Origin of the sequence: Oceanobacillus sp. AG, from assembly GCF_009746545.1 — a bacterium.
GTDB classification, from domain to species: Bacteria; Bacillota; Bacilli; order Bacillales; family Amphibacillaceae; genus Oceanobacillus; species Oceanobacillus indicireducens.
On sequence record NZ_WOWT01000009.1, the window covers coordinates 87,857 to 111,070 of the forward strand.

At 39.1% G+C, this 23,214-nt stretch carries 25 protein-coding genes; 20 read left to right on the forward strand and 5 right to left on the reverse strand.

Annotation, left to right across the window (positions count from 1 at the left end; all coding sequences use genetic code 11):
* The first annotated feature begins 13 nt into the window (after positions 1-13).
* The 6 genes from GN217_RS06020 to GN217_RS06045 all read left to right on the forward strand — a co-directional run bounded on the left by GN217_RS06020 (position 14) and on the right by GN217_RS06045 (position 3,396).
* Positions 14-1,141 (forward strand): MBL fold metallo-hydrolase, encoded by a 1,128-nt coding sequence (locus GN217_RS06020; RefSeq protein WP_156855761.1) that lies wholly within the window; start codon positions 14-16, stop codon positions 1,139-1,141.
* Between the two features lie 56 nt (positions 1,142-1,197).
* Positions 1,198-1,425 (forward strand): sulfurtransferase TusA family protein, encoded by a 228-nt coding sequence (locus GN217_RS06025; protein ID WP_156855762.1) that lies wholly within the window; start codon positions 1,198-1,200, stop codon positions 1,423-1,425.
* Positions 1,426-1,488: 63 nt separating this feature from the next.
* Positions 1,489-2,268, forward strand: coding sequence for a sulfite exporter TauE/SafE family protein (locus GN217_RS06030; RefSeq protein WP_156855763.1), 780 nt, complete (start codon positions 1,489-1,491; stop codon positions 2,266-2,268).
* Positions 2,269-2,367: 99 nt separating this feature from the next.
* Positions 2,368-2,664, forward strand: coding sequence for a rhodanese-like domain-containing protein (locus GN217_RS06035; RefSeq protein WP_156855764.1), 297 nt, complete (start codon positions 2,368-2,370; stop codon positions 2,662-2,664).
* 4 nt (positions 2,665-2,668) lie between these two features.
* Complete coding sequence (locus GN217_RS06040) at positions 2,669-3,028, forward strand: rhodanese-like domain-containing protein (RefSeq protein ID WP_156855765.1); 360 nt, start codon at positions 2,669-2,671, stop codon at positions 3,026-3,028.
* Positions 3,029-3,159: 131 nt separating this feature from the next.
* Positions 3,160-3,396, forward strand: a complete 237-nt coding sequence (locus tag GN217_RS06045) for a glutaredoxin family protein (RefSeq protein WP_156855766.1) — start codon at positions 3,160-3,162, stop codon at positions 3,394-3,396.
* A gap of 135 nt (positions 3,397-3,531) precedes the next feature.
* Here the strand turns inward: GN217_RS06045 and GN217_RS06050 are convergent, their stop codons facing one another.
* Both GN217_RS06050 and GN217_RS06055 read right to left on the reverse strand, forming a co-directional pair.
* Positions 3,532-3,837: an iron-sulfur cluster assembly accessory protein gene (locus GN217_RS06050; protein WP_156855767.1), complete on the reverse strand. Its 306-nt coding sequence runs from the start codon at positions 3,835-3,837 to the stop codon at positions 3,532-3,534.
* 109 nt (positions 3,838-3,946) lie between these two features.
* Complete coding sequence (locus GN217_RS06055; protein ID WP_156855768.1) at positions 3,947-4,189, reverse strand: ROK family protein; 243 nt, start codon at positions 4,187-4,189, stop codon at positions 3,947-3,949.
* Between the two features lie 435 nt (positions 4,190-4,624).
* On the opposite strand from GN217_RS06055, the gene GN217_RS06060 reads away from it, so the two are divergent.
* The 6 genes from GN217_RS06060 (at position 4,625) to GN217_RS19175 (ending at position 11,306) form a co-directional block, all read left to right on the forward strand.
* Complete coding sequence (locus GN217_RS06060) at positions 4,625-6,316, forward strand: acyl-CoA dehydrogenase family protein (protein ID WP_156855769.1); 1,692 nt, start codon at positions 4,625-4,627, stop codon at positions 6,314-6,316.
* 142 nt (positions 6,317-6,458) lie between these two features.
* Entirely contained in the window at positions 6,459-7,355 is an 897-nt protein-coding gene (locus tag GN217_RS06065; RefSeq protein WP_156855770.1) for an NAD(P)-dependent oxidoreductase, read from the forward strand.
* A gap of 107 nt (positions 7,356-7,462) precedes the next feature.
* Entirely contained in the window at positions 7,463-8,974 is a 1,512-nt protein-coding gene (locus GN217_RS06070; RefSeq protein ID WP_156855771.1) for a CoA-acylating methylmalonate-semialdehyde dehydrogenase, read from the forward strand.
* 17 nt (positions 8,975-8,991) lie between these two features.
* On the forward strand, positions 8,992-9,777 hold the full coding sequence (locus GN217_RS06075; RefSeq protein WP_156855772.1) for an enoyl-CoA hydratase-related protein: 786 nt from the start codon (positions 8,992-8,994) through the stop codon (positions 9,775-9,777).
* Between the two features lie 237 nt (positions 9,778-10,014).
* Entirely contained in the window at positions 10,015-11,061 is a 1,047-nt protein-coding gene (locus GN217_RS06080) for an enoyl-CoA hydratase/isomerase family protein (RefSeq protein ID WP_156855773.1), read from the forward strand.
* Between the two features lie 119 nt (positions 11,062-11,180).
* Positions 11,181-11,306, forward strand: a complete 126-nt coding sequence (locus tag GN217_RS19175) for a hypothetical protein (RefSeq protein ID WP_255454351.1) — start codon at positions 11,181-11,183, stop codon at positions 11,304-11,306.
* A 101-nt stretch (positions 11,307-11,407) separates the two neighbouring features.
* On the opposite strand, the gene cypC is transcribed toward GN217_RS19175, so the two are convergent.
* Positions 11,408-12,649: a CYP152 family fatty-acid peroxygenase CypC gene (cypC, locus tag GN217_RS06085; protein WP_156855774.1), complete on the reverse strand. Its 1,242-nt coding sequence runs from the start codon at positions 12,647-12,649 to the stop codon at positions 11,408-11,410.
* Positions 12,650-12,941: 292 nt separating this feature from the next.
* Entirely contained in the window at positions 12,942-13,757 is an 816-nt protein-coding gene (gene yidA / locus GN217_RS06090; RefSeq protein ID WP_156855775.1) for a sugar-phosphatase, read from the reverse strand.
* A 324-nt stretch (positions 13,758-14,081) separates the two neighbouring features.
* On the opposite strand from yidA, the gene GN217_RS06095 reads away from it, so the two are divergent.
* The 7 genes from GN217_RS06095 (at position 14,082) to GN217_RS06125 (ending at position 21,660) form a co-directional block, all read left to right on the forward strand.
* On the forward strand, positions 14,082-14,564 hold the full coding sequence (locus GN217_RS06095) for a ribonuclease H-like YkuK family protein (protein ID WP_156855829.1): 483 nt from the start codon (positions 14,082-14,084) through the stop codon (positions 14,562-14,564).
* A 383-nt stretch (positions 14,565-14,947) separates the two neighbouring features.
* Entirely contained in the window at positions 14,948-16,552 is a 1,605-nt protein-coding gene (gene aceB, locus GN217_RS06100; protein WP_156855776.1) for a malate synthase A, read from the forward strand.
* Positions 16,552-17,829: an isocitrate lyase gene (gene aceA / locus GN217_RS06105; RefSeq protein WP_156855777.1), complete on the forward strand. Its 1,278-nt coding sequence runs from the start codon at positions 16,552-16,554 to the stop codon at positions 17,827-17,829. Before aceB ends, aceA begins: the two co-directional genes overlap by 1 nt.
* A 189-nt stretch (positions 17,830-18,018) precedes the next feature.
* Positions 18,019-18,414, forward strand: coding sequence for a transcriptional regulator SpxA (spxA, locus tag GN217_RS06110; protein WP_156855778.1), 396 nt, complete (start codon positions 18,019-18,021; stop codon positions 18,412-18,414).
* 148 nt (positions 18,415-18,562) lie between these two features.
* Positions 18,563-19,114: an RNA polymerase sigma factor gene (locus GN217_RS06115; RefSeq protein ID WP_156855779.1), complete on the forward strand. Its 552-nt coding sequence runs from the start codon at positions 18,563-18,565 to the stop codon at positions 19,112-19,114.
* Positions 19,104-19,418, forward strand: coding sequence for a hypothetical protein (locus GN217_RS06120; protein ID WP_156855780.1), 315 nt, complete (start codon positions 19,104-19,106; stop codon positions 19,416-19,418). The genes GN217_RS06115 and GN217_RS06120 overlap by 11 nt, the downstream gene beginning before the upstream one ends.
* Positions 19,408-21,660 (forward strand): carboxypeptidase-like regulatory domain-containing protein, encoded by a 2,253-nt coding sequence (locus GN217_RS06125; RefSeq protein WP_156855781.1) that lies wholly within the window; start codon positions 19,408-19,410, stop codon positions 21,658-21,660. Before GN217_RS06120 ends, GN217_RS06125 begins: the two co-directional genes overlap by 11 nt.
* Positions 21,661-21,702: 42 nt before the next feature.
* On the opposite strand, the gene trhA is transcribed toward GN217_RS06125, so the two are convergent.
* Positions 21,703-22,350 (reverse strand): PAQR family membrane homeostasis protein TrhA, encoded by a 648-nt coding sequence (trhA, locus tag GN217_RS06130; RefSeq protein WP_156855782.1) that lies wholly within the window; start codon positions 22,348-22,350, stop codon positions 21,703-21,705.
* Between the two features lie 128 nt (positions 22,351-22,478).
* On the opposite strand from trhA, the gene GN217_RS06135 reads away from it, so the two are divergent.
* A complete protein-coding gene (locus GN217_RS06135) occupies positions 22,479-23,048 on the forward strand; it encodes a DUF1836 domain-containing protein (protein WP_156855783.1) in 570 nt (189 codons plus the stop codon).
* Positions 23,049-23,214 lie beyond the last annotated feature (166 nt).

Here is a 23,214-nt window from a genome sequence, read left to right on the forward strand (position 1 = left end):
GGTAACGAAAAAGATGACAGTACAAAAGTGGACAGCAGCAAAAGTTGCTAGAAAAGTTATTGATAATGAAGAGCTTTTTATTTTGGATGTACGTAATGAAGATGCGTTCCAAGATTGGAAAATTGAAGGTCATAAATTCGAATATTTAAATGTTCCATACTTTGAATTGTTAGATGGTGTAGAAGAGATTCTACCACAACTTCCAACTGACAAAGAAGTTTTAGTTGTTTGTGCGAAAGAAGGGTCTTCAGTGATGGTTGCCGAAATGTTAGCGGAAGAGGGCCGTGAAGCAGCTTATCTTGAAGGTGGAATGAGATCTTGGAGCAGCTATTTAGAACCTGTAAAAGTAGCAAACTTGGATAATGGCGGTGAGCTATACCAGTTTGTCCGACTAGGGAAAGGTTGCCTCTCTTACATGGTAATCTCTGAAGGAGAAGCAGCGATTGTTGACGCAGTGCGCTTCACCGATGATTTTATAAACTTTGCAAAAGATAAGGGTGCAAAAATCAAACACGTATTTGATACACATTTACACGCAGACCATATTTCAGGTGGACGGCATATTGCAGCTGAAACAGGCGCAACTTATTATTTACCACCAAAAGATGCGGCGGAAGTAGTGTTTGATTTTACAGCTCTTACCGATGGTTTAAATGTTAAAGTTGGTGCATCCAAAATTGACGTTAGTGCACTATATACACCTGGTCATACGATTGGTTCAACTTCTTTCATCATTGATGATCAGTTTTTATTGACAGGAGATATTTTATTTGTCGACTCTATTGGACGTCCGGATTTAGCCGGACTAGCGGAAGATTGGGTAGGGGATTTACGTGAAACATTATATTCTCGTTACCGCGAGCTTGCTGAAGAGTTAGTGGTGTTACCTGCACATTTTATGATCATCGATGAGTTAAATGAAAATGGTACCGTAGCAAGACGCTTAGGAGAGTTATTTAAAGAAAACCATGGCTTAAATATCGAAGACGAAGAAGAGTTCCGCCGGACTGTGACAGATAACTTACCACCACAACCAAATTCACATGAGCGAATTCGTCAAGTGAATATGGGTAAAATCATCCCTGACAATGACGAACAAACCGAAATGGAAATTGGTCCAAATCGTTGTGCGGTTCGGTAAGAATTTATGAAGATATTGGTTTCAAACTATCTTAAATAATAAAGGAGAAATACAAAATGAATATTACGAAAACATTAGATGCGAAAGGTCTTGCTTGTCCAATGCCTGTCGTTCGAACAAAAAAAGCTATAGATACGATTAACTCTGGTGAAATACTTGAAGTGCTTGCAACAGACAAAGGTGCGTTAAGTGATATTACAGCTTGGGCAAAATCCGGTGGGCACACTTTACTAGAGCAGAAAACAGAAGATGATATTCTCTATTTCTATATTCAAAAAGCGTAATGAAAACCAAATAGCGAGTAGAATCCTTACTCGCTTTTCTAGTTTAGGAAAGAAGGTTGCTCCATGGATTTAACGTTTATCATCGTTGTATTTGCAATCGGATTTATTGGATCATTTTTATCCGGAATGTTAGGGGTCGGCGGTTCTATCATTAAATATCCGATGCTTTTGTACATTCCTCCGTTATTTGGTTTAGTTGCCTTCACCGCGCATGAGGTGTCGGGGATAAGTGCCGTACAGGTGCTGTTCGCATCTATCGCCGGAGTATGGGCATACCGTAAAGGTGGTTATCTAAATAAGCAGCTCATCATCTATATGGGAGGAGCTATCTTAATCGGTAGTTTAATCGGTAGTTATGGTTCTGTCTTTTTATCAGGACAAACAGTAAATATCGTGTACGGTGTTTTAGCAATTATTGCCGCTGTGATGATGTTTATACCGAAGAAGCAAGTAGACGATATGCCACTTGATGAGGTGACTTTTAATAAACCATTAGCAGTTATACTGGCTTTAATAGTTGGAATAGCATCCGGTATCGTTGGCGCTGCAGGTGGATTCCTGCTAGTACCTATTTTGTTGACAGTGTTGCATATACCGACGCGAATGACAATAGCAACAAGTTTAGCTGTTACTTTTATATCTTCTATCGGAGGCAGTGTTGGTAAACTTGTTACCGGTCAAGTAGATTATTGGCCAGCATTAATTATGATTGTCGCAAGTCTCTTAGCTGCACCCCTCGGAGCAAAAGCCGGCAAGAAAATGAATACTCGAATTTTACAAGTTATTTTGGCGGTTATGATCGCAGGTACTGCAATAAAGATTTGGATTGATATTTTAATCTAATAAATACAAAAATGACTAAGGCTTTAAATAAAAATACGTTTAAATAGCAGTATACCCAAATGGGCATGCGACGTTAAATTTTTTAGGAGGTAATTTTAAATGAAAGAAATTACAGCAAAGGAATTAGAAAGAAAACGAGATGCAGGTGAAAAGTTAAATATCATCGACGTAAGGGAAGATGAAGAAGTGGAGATGGGAATCATTCCGGGAGCAAAACATATTCCACTAGGACAAATACCAGAGCGTCTAAATGAATTGAATAAAAATGAGCATTACTATATGGTCTGTCGTTCCGGTGGCAGGAGTGGAAGCGCATGTGATTTCCTAATCCAGAACGGCTACAATGTAACAAATATGGTTGGAGGCATGCTTGATTGGGAAGGAGAAGTGGAGTAATAAAATGAGCTTGATTCAGTGGATTATATTAATTGTTATTGTTGCATTTTTCGGAGTTCGCTTTATGCCGGTAAAAGGTATTATGAATATAAGTGTTCAAGAAGCTAAGAATAAATTCAAGGATCATAATGTGCAATTCATTGATGTCCGTACACCTGGTGAATATAAAGCAAATCACCGCAAACCGTTTCAAAATATTCCGCTCTCTAATCTAGCTAGTGAAGCAGGTTCGTTAGATAAGGAAAAAGAAGTAGTCGTTATCTGTCAAAGCGGAATGAGGAGTGCAAAAGCAGCAAAAATCCTTAAGAAAAAAGGGTTTCAAAAAATATCTAATGTTAAAGGTGGCATGGGTGCTTGGATTTAAAAAAGGAAGACTCTTTATAGGAAATTGCTGCTGATATTACTAATAGATTAATCGGTTGTATTGATAAGAGCAGGTAGTAATGTAAAGAGAAGAAAATGTATTGAAGCAACTTAAAAAATGGAGGTTTTATAATGGAAGCTAATATTACGGTGTATACAACAACACAATGTCCTTATTGCAAAATGATTAAAGAATTTTTAAATGAAAAAGAAATTCCTTTCAAGGAAGTGAATGTTGAGAACGATCCAACTATGATGCAAAAGGTTGTTGAACAAACGGGACAAATGGGAGTTCCTCAAACAGAAATCAATGGTAAATGGGTCCTTGGGTTTGACCCGGAGAGAATCCTAGATGCGATTGAACAATAAAGTGAAACTTAAGTATATAAGAAAATACCTGTAGTGAAAACAATCTTTTTCAAGTGTCTTAACTACATTTTAGCAATACTTCCTTTTTTGTATGCGTAGGCGCATGAATCACTCATGTGCCTACTTTGTTTACTCTTAATGATGGACGTGTCCACCCTTTTTCGGATTCGTAATCGTAAATCCTGGATGGTCGCCGACATAGAAATATTGAATGAAAATACCATCGAGAAAATCTTCACGGCTATCAAGTAAAATATCGATTTCCTTATCTGTTTTCACGATTTCATCATGTTCTTTTGGTGTGTCAAGGCTGATGCCATAATGAGCATGATTACCGTGCATTTCTGTAATGTATACACGAATCATTTTACCTTCCGCTTCCTCCGTTGCAAGAATCTTATTTAATTCCTTCGCTGCATTACGATTAATTTTACATTTCATAGAAAAATCTCCAATCTTTAAAGTTGTTTTTTTATTATCTCATGAAAATTGAGTGGATGTCATTGTTTTTGATAATAGCGATGGATAAAGATTCTTAAGCTTTTTTCAGTTATACTTTAGTTATTTTATTCTCTGAGAAAAAGTAGGTAATCGCAATCGAAGTAGCGCCTAATGCGGTTGATAAATTATCAAGGGTCGAAAAACGAATTTCAGTATTTTGATGATGATAGACGGATAATCGTTCTTCAAGGATCCGGTCAATTGGATTAATGAGCCAATTCTTAAACCGAACCATCCGATTACCAATAATAATGGCATCTGGATTAAATGTTTTTTTAGTGAGGGCAAGCAATGGTTTTTATATTTGCAGCATAATAGTGTACAACCTTTTCATTTTATTCACTAGCAATCGATGATTGAATTCAGTGTTCATTGTGATATTGAGTAAATCTATGGCTAACAATCAAAAATATATATTTTCTTTACTTTATATATACTTATACAATTGAATTATCCAAATATAATAATCATTTACAGTGAGCTCATGTATGTCTAACGCGAGAAAGGGGTCAAAGAGGGAGAATTAGGTTCATTAAAGATATTTTTATATGTACTAATCCCAGATTGAATTTACTTGACTTTCAATTGCGGCTTAGCTGATATGCGTAACAGTGAAAAAAACCTCGGCAGTTACAATCCCCTGTATTCATATTCATCCAGTTTTTGTGCGATGGAATGACCGCTGAGACAATTATGCTAGGAAGATGAATAAGTGAGGAGGAAGAAAATGGGGAGGAACCAGTCTCTTTCTAACAGTCAATCAATTTTTCCCAATGCGACGCCATCTTGTTTTACGGAAAAGAGCGAAGAGGAGACACTCATTGCTAAAACAATTGAACAGTTTCTTGAAAAAAACGTAATCCCGAGATTAAATGATTTAGAGGTCCATGATTATCAGACCATAAAACAGTTATTTTCCCAGGCGGGTGAACTAGGGCTGCTTGGTGCGGATGTCCCAGAAGCCTATGGGGGATTGGCAATGGGGAAAAAAACTGCTGGTTTAATTGCCGAAAAAATGGGTTTTGGGGGATCGTTTAGTGTTGCTTTTAATATACATACGGGTGCTGGCACATTACCATATGTATATTTCGGTACAGAAGTACAGAAAGAAACTTATGTAAGTAAACTTGCTTCGGGTGAGTGGATTGGTGCTTATGCTTTAACAGAGCCTGGTTCTGGTTCAGATGCTTTAGCTGCAAATACAACAGCCATACTGGATACGGAATCTGAAGAATGGATTTTAAATGGTGAAAAACAATGGATCACGAATGCCCATGTAGCAGATGTTTTTGTCGTATTTGCGAAAACAGCTGCGGGTATGACGGCATTTATTATAGAAAGAAAGTTATCAGGTGTTTCAATTGGACCTGAAGAAAATAAGCTGGGAATTAAAGGCTCTTCTACTGCGACACTTATCTTAGAAGATGTACGTATCCCAAAAGAAAATGTATTAGGAAAGGTTGGTAAAGGACATCATATTGCACTTAATATTATGAATTTAGCTAGGTTGAAGCTAGCATTTGCGAATATTGGTACCGCGAAACAAGCCTTGGAGCTAGCGGTTAACTATGGAAAAGAACGTAAACAATTTCAACAACCCATTACTAACTTTACAATGATTCAAGAGAAAATTGCTAATATGATAGTCGCTATATATGGTGCGGAAAGCGCTGCTTACTATACAGCTAGTTTACTAGACAAAATTGATTCACACCTTGAGGGTGGCAAAGATATAGTAAATAAATTATCTAATTTTGCGATGGATTGTGCAATTAATAAAGTATACGCATCAGAAACACTGGATTGGATCGTGGATGAATCATTACAAATCCATGGTGGTTATGGCTACATGCAGGATTACGAGATAGAGCGATTATACCGAGATGTGCGGATCAATCGAATTTTTGAAGGAACGAATGAAATTAATCGATTAACCATTACAAAGTTCTTTTTAAATAAATATGAAAAAGATTCGTCACTAATTGAGCAGGTGGAACGAATTGATCAACAAGGGAATCTATCCTTTGTCCAGCTGTCAGAAAGTTTACTATTAATTATTATGAAGACTTTACTTAACTTGGATAAAGAAAAGCTTCAAAATGAACAGGAATGTTCGCGTCTATTAGCAGATGTTATTCAAGAATTATATGTGATGAAGGCAGCAGTGTTACGTTGTGAGAAAGCCGCAACTAATCAGTCGATCCAAAAATTGATTACAGAAACCTTATGTGAAGAAGGGTACCGCAAAATAGAAAGAGCAGCAATATCGATTATTGCATCTATTGTGTCAGATAAGTCAACTAAACAAAGATTATTCGATGAAATGAAAGCCTTACCAGTACCTCTTTATACAAATTTATTTGCAAAAAAACGGAAACTAGCGATGGAAGTTGTTGATCATCAAGGCTATTTTATTTAAAAAACAACTGAGAGTAATGCCTGAAAGTTTGTAAAAGTCGTATAGGGAAAGTTTTAAGGAGTTATAACATAGCTTAAATAATCGTATCCGCAAAAGTTTATAAAATTTAGAGCGCCTTCATACAAGATGAGGAGTGATTTTAATGGAAACGGAAAGGATAGGTTTTCTAGGCTTAGGGAATATGGGGTTTCCAATGGCAAGGAATCTGCTAGAAGCTGGATACACCGTGTATGGTGTTGATGTAAACAAGAATAGTGAGGAACTATTTTCTCAAGTTGGCGGTAAGGTAGGGTATACCGCGGAAACACTACCAAGTAAAACAAATATAATATTTACGAGTTTGCCAACACCTCAAATCGTAGAGAGTGTTTACTTAGGCCCGGATGGTTTGATTCAAAATGCAGTTACACCTTTGACTTTAATAGATTTAAGCACGATTTCACCATCCTTAAATCAAAAGATTGCAAAGGCTGCACAAGAGAGAGGAATTCGATATCTGGGTGCCCCTGTTAGCGGCAGTGTTAGTGGAGCTGAAACAGCAACGTTGACTATTATCGCCGGTGGAGAAAAAGAGGTATATAATTTTGCCCTCCCGTATTTTGAAGTAATCGGAAAGAGTTTCTTTCATGTTGGGGAAGATCATGGTTCAGGTTCGATTGTTAAGTTAATTAATAACCTTATGCTTGGTATTCATTCACAGGCCGTTGCGGAGGCCTTATCTATAGCTGATCAGGCGGGTCTGGAACATGATATTATATATGAAGTTATTGATAAATGTACCGGGCAGAGCGCTGCTTTTACTCGAAATTTTAAAAACTTTATTGCTCAAGACGAATATGGCGAAGGAGCTTTCACGAACGCACTCTTACTAAAAGATTTAAAACTTGCCAAGGAAGCATCTGACAATCTTAGTGTAAAATTGCCTGTTGGAAACACGCTTATAAAATATTTGGAAGAAAATATAAGTAACTATACCGATAAGGATATCTCATCGTTATATCTCTTGTTAACAAATCAAGAAACAAAAATATCGCAATAAACGGCGATCAGATTGAAAACGAGATGCTAACCTAAGATTATGTAGTATGAATAATGGATTGGAAAACTCGTTATAAAGTATTCTAATTATAATAGGAGGACTGGGTAATGGGGATAGTAACACTCGATGAAGTAACTCACTATATAAATGGACAGCAAGTTAAAGGGGAAAATGACAAATTCGGATATGTTTATAATCCTTCAACAGGTCAAAGGATTGCAACAGTTCCTTACGCTTCTATAAAAGAAGTAGATGAAACTGTACAATTGGCCAAAAAGGCGGCTAAAAGATGGGGTGCAACTTCTGTTGGTACAAGGATTCAAATCCTTTTTAAGTTTCGCGAATTGTTAGTAGAACATACAGAACAATTAGCAAAATTAATTGGGAAAGAAAATGGAAAAACAATTTCGGATGCCAAGGGTGAAATTGACAGAGGAATAGAATCGGTTGACTTAGCAATTGGGGCACCACATCTAATAAAGGGTGAACACTCTGTTAATGTTGGCGGGGATATAAATGCTTACTCGATGAAACAGCCACTAGGTCTTGTTACATGTATCTCACCATTTAATTTTCCAGTCATGATACCGCTCGCAATGAGTGTGATGGCAGTTGCGGTTGGAAATGCAATGATTTTAAAACCATCTGAAAAAGTACCCTATTCTGCTTTGTTCTTGTCCAAACTTTGGGAAGAAGCAGGGTTACCGGATGGTGTGTGGAACGTCGTAAACGGAAATAAAGATACTGTAAACGCAATCGTTACGCACAAAGATGTAAAGGCAGTTAGTTTTGTCGGCTCTACGAAGGTGGCAGAAGTGATTTATGAAACGGCTACGAGACATCATAAAAGAGTTGCTGCCTTTGGTGGGGGTAAAAACCATATGGTAATCATGCCAGATGCAGACATTGATAAAGTGGTTGATTCATTTGTTGGAGCCGCTTATGGATCAGCCGGGCAACGCTGTATGGCAATATCCGTCGCGATGCCAGTAGGAAAGAAAACGACTGAGTTATTTACCAAAAAGCTCAGAACAAAGGTAGAAGCTTTAAAGGCAGGTTCGTATGATGATAAGGATGCTGATTTTGGTGCCTTAATTAGTAATGATGCCAAACAGGAAATATTACGTGCGATTGATGAAGCGGTAAATGAAGGTGCGAATATTGTTGTAGATGGCAGAAATCCAAAGGTAGAAAATAAGGAAGGTTTTTACCTGGATGCAACACTGTTAGATCATGTAACACCTGATATGAACATATATAAAGAAGAAGTATTTGGTCCGGTTCGCGTTATCGTTCCAGTTGAAACCCTTGAAAAAGCAATAGAATTAATTAATGATCATCAATTAGGTAATGGGGCAACGATATTCACAAATAATGGAAGATCCGCACGCATATTCACACAAGAAATTGAAGTTGGGATGACTGGTGTTAATGTTCCGATACCAATTCCAGTGGGTTATCATAATTTCGGAGGGTGGAAAGATTCCAGATTTGGAGAAGGGCAAATGTTTGGCCCAGATACTGCCCGTTTCTTTACAAAAATGAAAACAGTATCGGAAAGATGGTTTGATTGGGAAGATACGACTAATGAAACGAACTTTGATTTTCCAAGTAGCTGAACAGGGAGGATATTTCAATGGATTATCAACATTTAGCCTTGACAATCGAAAGTAAGATTGCAATGGTAGAAATAAACGCCCCACCTGCCAATACTTTATCTACAAAATGTATTACAGAATTACGTACAGCGGTTAAAGATTTAGCAAGTATGGAAGACATACAGGGAATTATAATTACAGGTGCCGGGCGTTTCTTTGTCGCTGGTGCTGATATAAAGGAGTTCGTACCTGCCCTCGGTGATGAACAAAAAGGATTAACAATGTCAGAAGCAGGTCAGTCACTTTGTAATGAAATAGAGGCATTACAGAAACCTGTCATCGCAGCTATTAATGGCCCGGCATTAGGGGGCGGTATGGAGTTAGCGATGGCATGCCATTTTCGGATTGCTTCAGAAAATGCTGTTTTCGGGCTTCCCGAATTGAAACTTGGTTTAATCCCGTCATTTGGTGGAACACAGAGGTTGAGTAGAATGACTAGTACAGCGACAGCTCTAGATTTAATCCTTACAAGTAAACAAATAACGAGCGATGAAGCTCAAGCACTTGATATTATACAAGTTATTGTCCCCTCGGAAGAACTTTTATTCACCGCATTAACAGTTGCGAAATCGTTTGTTGACGGAAAAAGTATGGAAAGTGTAAAACGAGCAATCGAGTGTGTGATAAAAGGAAATAATGAGACCTTAGAAGACGGTTTAGCAAGAGAAAGCAAACATTTCGGAGAACTTTTCTTAACGGCAGATGCAAAAGAGGGTGTTGAAGCTTTCATCGAAAAAAGAACGCCTAAGTTCAAACATTTATAAGGGAAGAGGGATAGGGGAGAACTGAGTGCTATTTTATCCCGTATTAACGGTCTGTAATACCCCCTCCCCTAAATAGGGAGGAAGCCCAACATGTGAAGGTAGGGGATATACAGTCCGTAAATACCTGATTCTGTTCAACTATCATTCAGTGGGGAGGGAAGGAATTCCCCACTGAATGAAGTTTCACTTTATGTCTGCAGTCCTCTTATCCTATGAAAATGAAGGAGTGTTCACGGCATGGGTAATATTTTATTTTCTATGAATGAGAACGGTGTTGCAACGATTACATTGAATCAACCGAAATCAATAAATGCTTTGACACACGATATGCTTGCGGCTATTAGAGAGAAGCTTCTAGCATGGGAACAGGATGATATGATTTGTATCATTATTCTCAAAGGTGCTGGTTCCAAAGGCTTTTGTGCCGGTGGGGATATTAAAGCATTGTATCAAGCGAGAGAACAACAACCAGATGCATTACAAGCGGCGGAACAATTTTTCACTGTGGAGTATCAAACCGATAAACTTGTAGCGCAATATTCTAAACCGATCATTGCCTGTCTGGATGGGATTGTTATGGGCGGAGGTGTTGGATTGTCCTATGGTGCAAGTCACCGTATTGTAACGGAGCGGACAAAGTGGGCCATGCCGGAAATGAACATTGGCTTTTTTCCAGATGTTGGGGCTGCCTACTTTTTGAATAAAGCTCCAGGCTACATAGGCCGTTATCTGGCATTAACAGCGACCATTTTGGGCGCGGCTGATGTCCTTTATATAAACGGTGCTGATCATTTTATCCCAAGTGCTCGGTTACCAGAGTTATTTAGTCAAATCGAGGCGACAAATTGGCATCATCGGAATAAGGAGGAAGCACTTCGGGAGCTACTGCAATCTAAAGCTATTTATCCTAAAACGGATGGTGAATTAGCTGTTTTACAACGAACAATTGATAAGCATTTTTCTTATTATACAATAGAAGAAATCGTAGAATCGTTAGCAGCTGATCCAAGTGAGTTTGCAGTAAAGACAAGGGCAACATTGTTATCCAAATCACCTGTTTCCCTGAAAGTTACTTTAGAACAATTAATTAGAGGAGAAGAAAAAACACTTGAAGCATGCTTGCAAACGGATTTGCTACTCGCGAGAAACTTTATGCGCCACAATGACTTTTTTGAAGGTGTTCGTTCCGTACTTATTGACAAAGATCAAAATCCGCAATATGAGTACAAGCAGCTAGCTAGCGTGTCGAAGGAATTGGTCAATGAATTTTTCGAGAAATCATAAAGAGGACTTTCCTTCAAGGTATACTAATTCGTCGCATATAAGTGTTTCAGATCCTATATCTTGTGTATTTGTTACACTGTTTAGTAGTGTGGCAGCAAGTGGACGACCATCCGACATTTATGACACGGAAGGTTTTCCAAAACAATGATGGCTGGTACAGTTTTTTGGATTGGGAAGATTTAGGTCAGGAAGACAATTTCAGAGTTAAAGTGTTTGACGAGGATGATAAGGATATATGGAATTAACCGGTATAAGAATTAGGGGGAAATGAAGTGTAAGGATAGCACCGCCAAATAGCCCTTGCATTTGGAAAGGCTGTTTGGCGGTTGCAATTAAAGAAAGGAATCTATTTTTTTCTAACGTTATGCAGTGCAATTTCAGGTGTATTTGGAATATCATTCACACTTAAACTTAAATCTTGCTTTGGAATGTTGTAATCCATATGGTTAACCAAAAAATCCAGGCTTGTTTTCATAACTTCTAATGTCACCCATTCTCCGGCACAGCGATGACCGAGATAATGATCGCCGCCACCCTGAGGGATGAAGGAGAAAGGACTGTCGTTCCAATTCCTAAACCGTTCGGGATTGAATATGTCTGGATTATCCCAACTTTTCGGATGATGGTTCGTGCCGTAGAGATCTAATAAAGTTAATGTACCTTCTTTAAACGTAAAATCTCGCCATATGAAATCATTTTTTACAACCGCGACTGCAACCGGGAAGAAAGGATAGGCTCTCCTGACTTCTTGAACAAACATCTTGGCATAATCTTCGCCGCCAGTTTTGATTTTTTCTAGTTCTTGCGGATGCTCGTACAGTGCTAAAACAAGAAAATTGATATAAACTGCATTAGCGACAATCGGACGGATGATATTGAGCATTTCAACTGCCGCTATTTTAGGGTCTAAATAGTTTCCCTCAAGATCTTGATGCCAAGAAAATTGGTATAGAGCGCTAGGTTCAGGTGGATTGATTTTACCGTCACGAACATCTTCTACAAGACCGCTCATCCATTTCTCCAACTTGTTTCGGTTTCTTCTTCCGGCCCAATGTGCGGGTCCGACACTAGCGGCAGACTCAAATAACGTCCCGATCTCATCCGTCAATTTTTCCATATCCTTTTCCGCAATAACTCCAGCCCAGAGGCAGGAAGTACGTGTCAATACTTCTTCGATTTCTTTATAAAAGATTACCTCATCCATTTGCTCCCATTTTTCTAATGCTAATTGCAATTGCTGTTTAAATAATTGATTGAAATGTTGCAGGTTTTCGCGGGACATGTTTGACATAAACATTGCTTTCCGATGTTTATGTGCATCTCCGTCCAGCCCTTGAACACCGCCTTTACCGAACAATGTTTCTTTTATCCGGTTGGGAGCAGCTCCTTCCCGTTGAAATTTACCTTCATCATAAAAAATTTCTGCTGCTTCCTCACCGACTAAACAGATGGTGCGCTGGCCAAGCAGACGGGTTTCAAACACATCAGAATCAAAACGATCCTGCCGGTCCATAATATACATGTATCCGTCTTTCAGTACATTTAGTGTGTTATCCAATCCAGTATCACGTGGCATTTCGCGACTCATGTAAATCACTCCTATAGATGCAATAATAATAAAAAACTTATTCTATTATTGATAATATCCTTTCAGACTTCCTGCTAAACAAAATCTATCCCATCTCTTAAAATTATGGGTAGAAAAATGAATTATATGCACTTTTTGGAGGAAGAGAGACGTCTTTCATATAACAGAGGGAAATAAAAAAAGCGATCCATAAGTGGTTCGCTTTTTTTATGTTGGGGTATAGAATTGGGACAAAAGCTCTGACCCCATGTCCCGCTCGGACTGGGACAAGTGCTCTGACCCCGTGTCCCGATTATGCTTTGGCGAGGAGGAGTTTTTGGATGGCGTGGGCTACTCCGTCTTCGTTGTTTGTTAGGGTTTGGAAGTCAGCAACTTCTTTTAATTCTGGGATGGCGTTTTCCATTGCAACTCCGCTTCCGGCATATTCAATCATTGACTTGTCATTACCATTGTCACCGATTGCCATGATTTCCTCTTGCTTAATACCGAGATTCTCAGCCAATCGTTTTACGGCATTTCCCTTCGTTGCTTTTAAATGGGTGAATTCCGAGAAATGTGGTGCGCTTTTTACCATTGCATACTTGTTCGCGAGCTCTTTTGGTAAATGTTTAAGTGCCTCACTCAGTTTCACTGGCTCATCGATAAACATAATATTCGGTATCGATTGCTCTTGTGGAAATTCATCAATTGGACAATATTCTAACGTGATATCATTCAGATAGGATTCAAGTACCGTGTATTTGCTGATTGTTTTATTAGGAGTATAAAGCTTCTCATGATCAAAGTAGTGCATCGGTATCTTCAATTCCATACTCAAATCATGTAGTTCAACAAGATGCTTATATTCAAGAGAGAACTCAGAGACAATTTCTCCAGTGTTTGTATTTTCGGTATAAGCACCATTATATGCGATTGCATAATCGTCTTCTTCATTTAAACCTAAATCGGCTATGTACTTTCGCATCCCAACAATTGGTCTGCCCGAACATAGTACAATTTTCGTTCCATGTTCTTTTGCCGCCCTTAATGTATCTTGTGTCTGTTTAGAAACTTGGTGATGATCGTTTAATAACGTACCGTCCATGTCAATTGCAATTAATTTATACATCTATACGCTCCATTCTTTTTATGCTACCTTCATTATACGATAAACTTAGCTGAATATCATTTCTCGCACTTGCTCATATTAAGAGAATAATTTACTTATAAAGTGAAACTTCATTCAGTGGGGAATTCCTTACCCCCCACTGAATGTTAGTTGAAGCGAATCAGGAATTTACGGGTATTAGAGATCGTTAATGCGTGATAAAATAAGCAACTATAATTGAATCAAAGAATATAAGTGAACATATTTTAGAAACAAGAGGAGGTTATCATTTTGGAAAAATTCCAGTTGTACAACTTCGCTTTTGAAAACTTAAGCAGGAAAAATATGTCGTTTCAAGAAGTGTTTCAGCATGTTAAAAGTTTCATGGAGAAGGATCGATATGGCAATTATAAACTGATGTTTGGGACAGATTCCCAGGTCCATCCGACATACACGCGTTTTATTACAGGGATTGTTATTCAGTGTGAAACAAAAGGAGCATGGGCTTGTATTCGGAAAGTAATTGTTGCAAGAAGAATGGATCATCTTCATGAACGGATTTCTTACGAGACAACGTTGACGGAAGAAATTGTCGGGTTGTTTACAGAGGAACGCAAGAATCAGTTGATTGAACTTATTTTGCCGAATATTTATCGAGGCGCATCATTAACGATTGAAGGGCATATTGACATTGGATCAGGTAATAAAAATAAAACGAGAATCTTTGTAAACGAAATGCTTGCACGTATGGAAGCACTTGGAATTGAAGCAAAGATTAAACCGGAAGCATTTGTGGCAAGCTCTTACGCGAATCGATATACAAAATAATTTTTTAAAAGAAAAAAATAAAATATTATATAGCGCTTTAAAGCTTTGTACATAAGGCTTTATTGAGAAAAAGCAAGTTCATTAATAAAAAATTTTCACTCTTTTTTAAAAAAGGTGTTGCATTATTATTTAAAATCGAATAGACTGTATTATAACAAGGGAACAAAAAATAATATTGTTATATAAGAGGAGGGGCGAACATGAACAAACATGAACAAGTATCGTGTCCGGAATGTGGGCAGGAAGTTGATTCAAGAAGCTACACGATGGAATGTGATTATTGTTTGTCAAAAAAGGAAGATTAATTTTTTTTATTAATATTGTTATATAACAATATTAATATTTGAAACTATAATACAACAGTATATTGGGAGAGTGAATTCATGCTTACGAATCAAACTTCTGTTTCTGTACAAATTGAACACGAACAAACCTTTCCGAAAATCTTGACACCTCAGGCCTTAGAGTTTTTAGGAAAACTTCATGAGCACTTCGATGAACGGCGAAGGAACTTACTCGAAATTAGACAACAAATTCAAGAAAAGCTGAATGAAGGGAGACAGCTTCAGTTCTTGAAGGAAACGAAGCATATCCGTGAAGGTGACTGGACAGTAGGGCGTTTGCCGAAAGATTTACAAGATCGCCGCGTTGAAATAACGGGACCGGTTGACAGAAAGATGATTATCAATGCACTTAACTCAGGTGCAAAGGCATTCATGGCAGACTTTGAAGATGCAACATCTCCAACTTGGGAAAACATGATGAACGGGCAAATTAATTTAAAAGATGCAATACGCAGGTCTATTGATTTTGAAGCAGATAATGGCAAGCGATATGAATTGAATGAAGATACTGCCGTATTAATCGTCAGGCCGCGAGGATGGCACTTAGAAGAAAGGCATTTGCGGTGCAACGGAAAGTCAATGTCTGCCAGTTTAGTAGATTTCGGACTGTATCTATATCACAATGCAACAGAACTAATAGCAAGAGGAACAGGTCCTTACTTTTATTTACCGAAAGTAGAGAATCACCTTGAAGCACGTCTTTGGAATGAGGTATTTGTTTTTGCACAAAATGAGCTTGGTATTCCACAAGGTACAATTAAAGCAACGGTCTTGATTGAAACGATTACAGCTGCATTTGAAATGGATGAGATTTTATATGAATTACGCGACCATGCTGCAGGCCTAAACTGTGGCCGGTGGGATTACATTTTCAGCTATATTAAAAAGTTTCATAAAGACCCAGAACGGATACTTCCGGACCGGGCAACCGTAACAATGGAAGTTCCATTCATGCGTTCGTATTCACAGCTTGCTATCAAAACTTGTCATAAACGAAATGCGATGGCGATCGGTGGCATGGCTGCCCACATCCCGGTAAGAAATGATGAAGCGAAAAATAAAATTGCTTTTGATAAGGTACGTAAGGATAAAGAGCGGGAAGCACGTGATGGGCATGACGGAACATGGGTTGCTCACCCAGGGATGGTTGAACTTGTAAAAGAAGTGTTCGATGAGATCATGCCGACCCCGAACCAATTGCATCGTAAGCGGGAGGATGTTGAGGTAACAGCTGAGGACCTTGTCCAATTGCCAGATGGAGAGATAACAGAAGAAGGTCTTCGGACGAATGTCAGTGTTGGAATTCAGTATACCGCTGCATGGCTTTCGGGAAGAGGTGCTGTACCAATTAATCATTTGATGGAAGACGCAGCTACTGCAGAAATATCAAGAGCTCAAGTTTGGCAATGGATTCGGTATCCAAAGGGGGTACTTTCTGATGGGAGAAAAGTGACATTTGAGTTGGTCGACAAAATTCTTCAGGAAGAGTTGGAAAAAATAAAGGGACAGATTGGGGAAGCGGCTTATGAGCAAGGAAATTTTGCAGAAGCTGCGGAGATTTTTGATTCGTTAGTAAAAGAAGATGAATTTGCAGAATTTTTAACATTACCAGCATACAAACAATTAACGAGGGGGAATAAATAATGTATCAAGAACGGGCAGAGCAATTACAAAGAGAATGGGAAAATAATGAGCGTTGGTCAGGGATTAGAAGGGAATATTCAGCCGAGGATGTCATTCGGCTGAGAGGTTCCATCGATGTGGAGCATACATTGGCAACTCGCGGTGCAAAAAAATTGTGGAACTTAATCAACGAGGAAGACTACATTAATGCTTTAGGTGCATTAACCGGTAATCAGGCGGTACAGCAGGTGAAAGCAGGCTTGAAGGCGATATACTTAAGTGGCTGGCAAGTAGCAGCAGATGCGAACCTGTCAGGCGAAATGTATCCGGATCAGAGCCTATACCCAGCGAACAGTGTGCCACATGTTGTCAAGCGAATTAATCGGGCATTACAGCGTGCAGATCAAATCCATTATTCGGAAGGTGACTCGGAAATTGATTGGTTTGCTCCAATTGTGGCAGATGCGGAAGCTGGATTTGGCGGACAATTAAACGTGTTTGAGTTGATGAAAGGCATGATTGAGTCGGGTGCAGCTGGTGTCCACTTTGAGGATCAGTTATCTTCCGAGAAGAAATGTGGACATTTAGGCGGGAAAGTTCTTCTGCCGACGCAAACAGCGGTGAAAAACTTGATTGCAGCTCGGTTTGCAGCAGATGTCATGGGAACGCCGACAATCATTATTGCTCGTACCGATGCGAATGCCGCTGACATGATTACGAGTGATGTTGATCCGACTGATGCACCATTTATTACAGGTGAAAGAACTTCTGAAGGGTTTTTCCGAACAAGAGCAGGACTGGATCAAGCAATTGCTCGAGGTTTAGCCTATGCGCCGTATGCAGATTTAATCTGGTGTGAAACGTCAGAGCCAGATATGGAAGAGGCACGTCGTTTTGCTGAAGCGATTCATGAACAATATCCAGGTAAACTGCTAGCTTATAATTGTTCACCATCATTTAATTGGAAACGGAAATTATCCGATAAGGAAATCGCAAATTTCCAGCGAGAACTCGGGAAGATGGGTTATAAGTTCCAGTTTGTAACACTAGCAGGTTTCCATGCATTGAATCACAGCATGTTTGAACTTGCAAGGAAATACAAAGATGAAGGCATGGCTGCTTATTCCGAATTGCAGCAGGCAGAGTTCGCAAGCGAAGTACATGGTTACAGTGCAACTAGACACCAGCGTGAAGTCGGAACAGGATACTTTGATGAAGTAGCCCAGGTAATTTCAGGTGGAGCCTCATCAACAACCGCACTCGCAGGATCAACAGAAGCAGAACAATTTACAAGTTGATTGTAGAGCGGGACAGTGGGGTCAGAGGAAGCGTCCCAGTGGGACATTGCCTCTGACCCCACTGTCCCATTTCATTTATATCCCGTTAGGGCTTGACGTAATTGTGTTTTTGGGTTATGATATATTTAATTAAACATATTTGAATTTGTTGAAATAGATGATTAATTAAATATATATGGGGGTAAATGAATGGTCACACTGTACGTCACACCTAGCTGTACTTCCTGTAGAAAAGCAAGAAAATGGTTTCAGGAGAACGGTATTCCTTTTAAAGAAAGGAATATTATGTCTGACCCGGTATCAAGGGATGAAATCAAAGAAATTTTACGCTTGACGGATAATGGTACGGAGGAAATTATTTCTACCCGTTCAAAAGCTTTCCAACAATTAAAACCAGATTTGGAAAATTTAACATTACAGGATTTATTGACACTGATTGAAGAAAATCCAGGAATCTTAAAACGCCCAATTATGTTTGATGATAAACGTCTTCAGGTCGGATATAACGGAGACGAAATTCGTAGCTTCTTACCACGTTCGGTAAGAGAATTTAATCTGCAAGAAATGCAGAAAATGATTAACTAAACATATTAAAATAATTGAAGTGCTATTTCTCGAACAATCGAGAGATAGCACTTTTTTGATTTTCTTGTACAATCAATCTAAAAGAATTTTTCATAAACGCAACTTTTTATCATCTGCCTGCATCTTAGTAGTAAGGGGAGGGAGCAAGTTGAACCTAGTCGACAGGTTAAAAAGAAAAGAAGAGGCTGCTTTAGTTGAACTCATGAATCAATATGGGGACTATTTGCTCCGAATGGCTTACCTATTAATCAAGGATCACCAACGGGCAGAAGAAGCGGTGCAAGATACATTTATCTCCGCATTTGAAAAAATAAATCAGCTGGAAAAGGAAGAACATTTAAAGAGCTGGCTGACAACGATAACGATTAATCGTTGCCGGCAGCAAATGCGCAAATGGAGTTTTAAGCATATTTTCCCAGATATAGAAACAATCGAGCGCACACAACAAGCGGATAGGATTGATAGTCCGGAAGCGGATTTATTGGCAGTCGAGTGGAACGAGAATCTCACGGCTGCAATTCATGCATTGGATTATAAATATCGAGAAGTCATCACGTTATTTTATTTTAACGAATTGAAGCTTGCGGAAATTGCTGCCTCGACAAATATAAAGGAAAATACTATCAAGTCGCGGTTAAAGCGGGCGAAAAAATTGTTAAAAGACCATTTACTAAAGGAGGGTGCGCATAATGGAGGATAAAAAGCAGATAAAGAATCGACTAAATAAGGAACTTGAAAATATTCGGTTTACAAAGCAAACAGATGTGTTGAAAAAAGTTTACCGGCCAACGTGGAAAGATAAACTTCATCAACTATGGAATAAAGAGATCAGCATACCAATTCTTCCAGTAAGTTCAGCCGTGGTCATCCTTTTGTTCGGTTACGGATTTTTCACAATTTCTGAATTCAATAATCAAGATGAATATTCGTATGAAACGATTGAAATCGGAGGTAATACGTATTGGAAAGCGGAAGTAGAGAGGAGACTTGTGAATGAGGAATAATATTACGTTAAAAATAAAGCATTTGGTTATGATTATGACGGGCATTTTTATCCTTATTCCGCTTGCAAGTATTTATCTGATACCACAACTTGAACTCGGTATAGTAAAATATAAGCTTGCGAATGGAAGTGGGGTTGGAAAAGACAAAATTCTCGAACTCTTGGAAGACAATATTCTGCCAAGTCAAAAATATCACCTGATTGAAGAGCATTTCTTAAGTGGGGAGTGGATGAATGACTATGCAATATATGTCGGGCCTTCTATGACGACAAGCGTGGCTGCGGATCATGATTGGCCATTCATCAGTTGGGAAGAAAAGCAACCATATATTGAGGATTATCTAGAAAATGGGCCTATTAATGGATATCTACAAACGGCGGTTATGGAGCTAGCATATGAAGCAATACGGGAAGGAGATGACGCTAGACTTCAGGAGATCTATGATCGTGCAGTTGAACGTTTGGAAAAGTCGGAGCACTCTTATGTAATCCCTGAACTAAAGTTTTCCTTTATCGAGCTCCATTTGCAAGCTGGAAATCTAGCTAAAGCGGAAAGTCTATTAGAACAAATTGACGTTCCGGACCATGCGTATGCTAAGGCAGAAAAGAAGCAATATGAAGCGTTCCTTTTATTGAGGAAGGGGCAGCTGGAAGAGGCTTTAGCGACGGTTCAGCAAGGTTTGGAAGAATATAGAATTGCTTGGGAAAAAGAAGAGAATGAAGACCTGATAGAACAGAGCGGTGTTTATGAAGAGATGAAGAAATTGGAGAACCGCTTGCTAACTGGTCCTCCTGCGAATGGTGCGGCGGAGGTTGCGAAGGTATCAGGAAATATTAGCAGACAGGACGGGACGCCGATTAAGGATGCCGGTGTATTTCTTAGGGATGCTGCCGATGTTACTAGTTCGATTCGTCCTGATGAATGGTACCAGGCAAAGACAGATGCTGCTGGGAATTTTGAATTCACGGGGGTTATGCCTGGAGATTATCAAGTGTTTGCCGGTTTCCAAATGGAGCAAATCGATGGCTATTTTTGGCCGGTTGATATGAATGACTGGGTAAGAATCGACGGTACAGAAAATATTCAATATAATATTACGCTAGCCCCGCTACTGGAAGTAAACGCTCCTGCAAACGAAGCCGTATTGGAGGAAGAAACGATTGATTTTAGCTGGGAAGCGGTTGACGAGGCAGCTTATTACATGCTTGACTTTCATATAGAAGAAAGCGATGTTTCTTATGGGATGAGCTGGGATAGCAAGGTGGAAGAAAATCAACTTTCATTGCCTGTAGAGAGTCTTTATAATATTTATTTGAATTTCTTTACTGATATTGCAGAAACGAAGAACGATTACTTCAACCCGGCAACGGTGCTTGGCTTTGAAAATCCAGAGGGACATTATTCTTGGAATGTGAAGGCTTTTGATGAAGATGGAAATCTTATAACACAAAGCAATGGTTACCGGTTAGCGGAAGAAACAATCGGAAATCTGCCGACTATGTATTTAAAACAACGGGAACTTACAGCAGAAGATGAATTGCTGCTAGCCGGTGAATTGGAACAGGCGCTTGACGGTTACCGGAACGTTTTAACAACAAACCCAGATGACTTGCACAGCCTCCGAATGGTTGCACGGTTGATCGGGATCGAAGCGGGTGGGAGCTTTAGTACCGCGCAAAAGCTGCAGCAACCTTATTATGAACAACTAGCCGAGCTTACGGCAGATCCTATTTATCTGAATCAGATGTTACATTATTATTACGATACAAGCGATTGGGAGCAATATGAGAAGTGGTATCAGAAGTATAAAGCGGCTTTGGGAGAAACAATCGACCCTTATACAAAAAGTATCCATGCCAATGCCCTTTTATTTCAAGGTGAATACGAGGAAGCTGCGAACCTCCACAAGGAAGCACTGCTGGAAGGAAGCGACAACCACAATATCGGAAATCTGTTAGCTGTGGAAATTTATCTTGGTACTGATTTAGATGAAGTGTATGATTTAGCAAAACAATATCCTTATATGGAATATACGACTGGTAATGTCGGTGTAGTGGATTGGAGTGTTCTTATTTCTGATATAAAACAAGCGGTGCATGATGACGCTCGGGTTATCGATACCTTGCATGAAGGGCTGATGTTCTTTTTCAAAGAGCAGGATACCGAGCTGCAGGAATGGAAGGAACAAACAGAACAAACTTCACTTACTAAATTTATCCGCGCTTTGGAAGAAGTGTATTAAAAAAATGCGTGAGGCAGATATCCCGCCTTACGCATTTTTTTGTTAAATGACATACCAATATATACAAATGAAATGGAACAGGCTGCCGAGGAGAATAAAAATATGAAAAATCTCGTGGAAGCCCCAATTTTTAAACCGGAGAAATTCTGGTTTAAATCCGTAAATAATCCCGCCAATCGTATAGGCGACACCACCAAGGATAAGATAGACCATCCCGCCTGTACCAAGTGCTGGGGCTAATTCTCCAGTGAAAAAGATAGCGAGCCACCCCATTAAAATGTAAATCATGGTGGAAAGCCATCTTGGTGAAGTGAACCATGTCAGTTTGAAAATGACACCAAGAATTGCGAGGCCATTAATGACACTGAATAGAATCCAACCTAATGTGTTATTCAATGCGATGATACATAAGGGGGTGTAAGTCCCAGCAATTAAAACGAAAATCATCGAATGATCAATTCGCTGCAGCCAAGCTATCACCTTATCTTTTGCAATGACCATATGATACGTTGCGGATGCCGAGTAAAGTAAAATCATGCTGACTCCGAAAATAACGACGGCTGTCAAGCCAATTATTGAATACCCTTCGGCGACGGCCTTTATAATCATTGCTACTAATCCAAATAAAGCGAGAACTGCACCTACCCAATGTGTTAGGCTGTTAATTGGTTCTCTAATATACTGATTCAACTGGAAAACCCCTTTCGATGTAACACGTGGTTTTTAAAACTACGTGTTAGTGTTATAATAAATTTATAACATAGTTTATAGCGATCAGTCAACCGCTGCTAATAAAAATGTGGAGGAATTTAGATATAGTGAATAATTTAGATAACTTACTGGAGAAACTGCAGCTCAATACACGACTATCCAGCCAGGATATACCTGGATTGGACTTATACATGGATCAGGTCATCCAATTATTTGAAAATAAGTATGAACAAACGAAACGGACAACAGATGAAAAGATTTTAACGAAAACAATGATCAATAATTATTCCAAGGGGAAATTATTTTTCCCGATAAAAAATAAAAAATACTCCCCGGAACATGTCATGCTCATTGATTTGATTTATGAAATGAAGACGATTCTTGCAATACGGGATATTAAGACAACACTGGAATCACTTAATCAGCAGATGATGGAAGAAACACTTGATCTCGGGCCATTATATGAATCCTTTATAAAGCTTTCGGGAAGTAATCTCGAACGTTTTACCGAAGACAGTAAGAAAATAGTGCGCGAGGTGGATGCCGGGCAACTCGATGATAGCTATTTGAATCAGGTGCTGCTCGTACTATCCTTTGTTAATATGAGTAATTATTATCGCAGGGCAGCTGAAGCCTTAGTTGATGAGATTGCAGATATAGAAGCGAAAAAGGACTAAGCTTTACTGTTTATCACGCATTAAAGGTTTGTAATACCCCCACTTCTAAACATGAGGGAAGTCCAACATGTGAGGGTGGGGGATAAACAGTCCATAAATGCCTGATTCTGTTCAACTAACATTCAGTGGAGAGGTAATGAATCCCCCACTGAATGAAGTTTCACTT

Excerpts from the sequence above, each read along its gene's own strand:
- GN217_RS06020 (WP_156855761.1), top strand. The coding sequence starts at position 14 with ATGACAGTACAAAAGTGGACAGCAGCAAAAGTTGCTAGAAAAGTTATT.
- GN217_RS06025 (WP_156855762.1), top strand. The coding sequence starts at position 1,198 with ATGAATATTACGAAAACATTAGATGCGAAAGGTCTTGCTTGTCCAATG.
- GN217_RS06030 (WP_156855763.1), top strand. The coding sequence starts at position 1,489 with ATGGATTTAACGTTTATCATCGTTGTATTTGCAATCGGATTTATTGGA.
- GN217_RS06035 (WP_156855764.1), top strand. The coding sequence starts at position 2,368 with ATGAAAGAAATTACAGCAAAGGAATTAGAAAGAAAACGAGATGCAGGT.
- GN217_RS06040 (WP_156855765.1), top strand. The coding sequence starts at position 2,669 with ATGAGCTTGATTCAGTGGATTATATTAATTGTTATTGTTGCATTTTTC.
- GN217_RS06045 (WP_156855766.1), top strand. The coding sequence starts at position 3,160 with ATGGAAGCTAATATTACGGTGTATACAACAACACAATGTCCTTATTGC.
- GN217_RS06050 (WP_156855767.1), bottom strand. The coding sequence starts at position 3,837 with ATGAAATGTAAAATTAATCGTAATGCAGCGAAGGAATTAAATAAGATT.
- GN217_RS06060 (WP_156855769.1), top strand. The coding sequence starts at position 4,625 with ATGGGGAGGAACCAGTCTCTTTCTAACAGTCAATCAATTTTTCCCAAT.
- GN217_RS06065 (WP_156855770.1), top strand. The coding sequence starts at position 6,459 with ATGGAAACGGAAAGGATAGGTTTTCTAGGCTTAGGGAATATGGGGTTT.
- GN217_RS06070 (WP_156855771.1), top strand. The coding sequence starts at position 7,463 with ATGGGGATAGTAACACTCGATGAAGTAACTCACTATATAAATGGACAG.
- GN217_RS06075 (WP_156855772.1), top strand. The coding sequence starts at position 8,992 with ATGGATTATCAACATTTAGCCTTGACAATCGAAAGTAAGATTGCAATG.
- GN217_RS06080 (WP_156855773.1), top strand. The coding sequence starts at position 10,015 with ATGGGTAATATTTTATTTTCTATGAATGAGAACGGTGTTGCAACGATT.
- GN217_RS19175 (WP_255454351.1), top strand. The coding sequence starts at position 11,181 with ATGACACGGAAGGTTTTCCAAAACAATGATGGCTGGTACAGTTTTTTG.
- cypC (WP_156855774.1), bottom strand. The coding sequence starts at position 12,649 with ATGAGTCGCGAAATGCCACGTGATACTGGATTGGATAACACACTAAAT.
- yidA (WP_156855775.1), bottom strand. The coding sequence starts at position 13,757 with ATGTATAAATTAATTGCAATTGACATGGACGGTACGTTATTAAACGAT.
- GN217_RS06095 (WP_156855829.1), top strand. The coding sequence starts at position 14,082 with ATGTCGTTTCAAGAAGTGTTTCAGCATGTTAAAAGTTTCATGGAGAAG.
- aceB (WP_156855776.1), top strand. The coding sequence starts at position 14,948 with ATGCTTACGAATCAAACTTCTGTTTCTGTACAAATTGAACACGAACAA.
- aceA (WP_156855777.1), top strand. The coding sequence starts at position 16,552 with ATGTATCAAGAACGGGCAGAGCAATTACAAAGAGAATGGGAAAATAAT.
- spxA (WP_156855778.1), top strand. The coding sequence starts at position 18,019 with ATGGTCACACTGTACGTCACACCTAGCTGTACTTCCTGTAGAAAAGCA.
- GN217_RS06120 (WP_156855780.1), top strand. The coding sequence starts at position 19,104 with ATGGAGGATAAAAAGCAGATAAAGAATCGACTAAATAAGGAACTTGAA.
- GN217_RS06125 (WP_156855781.1), top strand. The coding sequence starts at position 19,408 with ATGAGGAATAATATTACGTTAAAAATAAAGCATTTGGTTATGATTATG.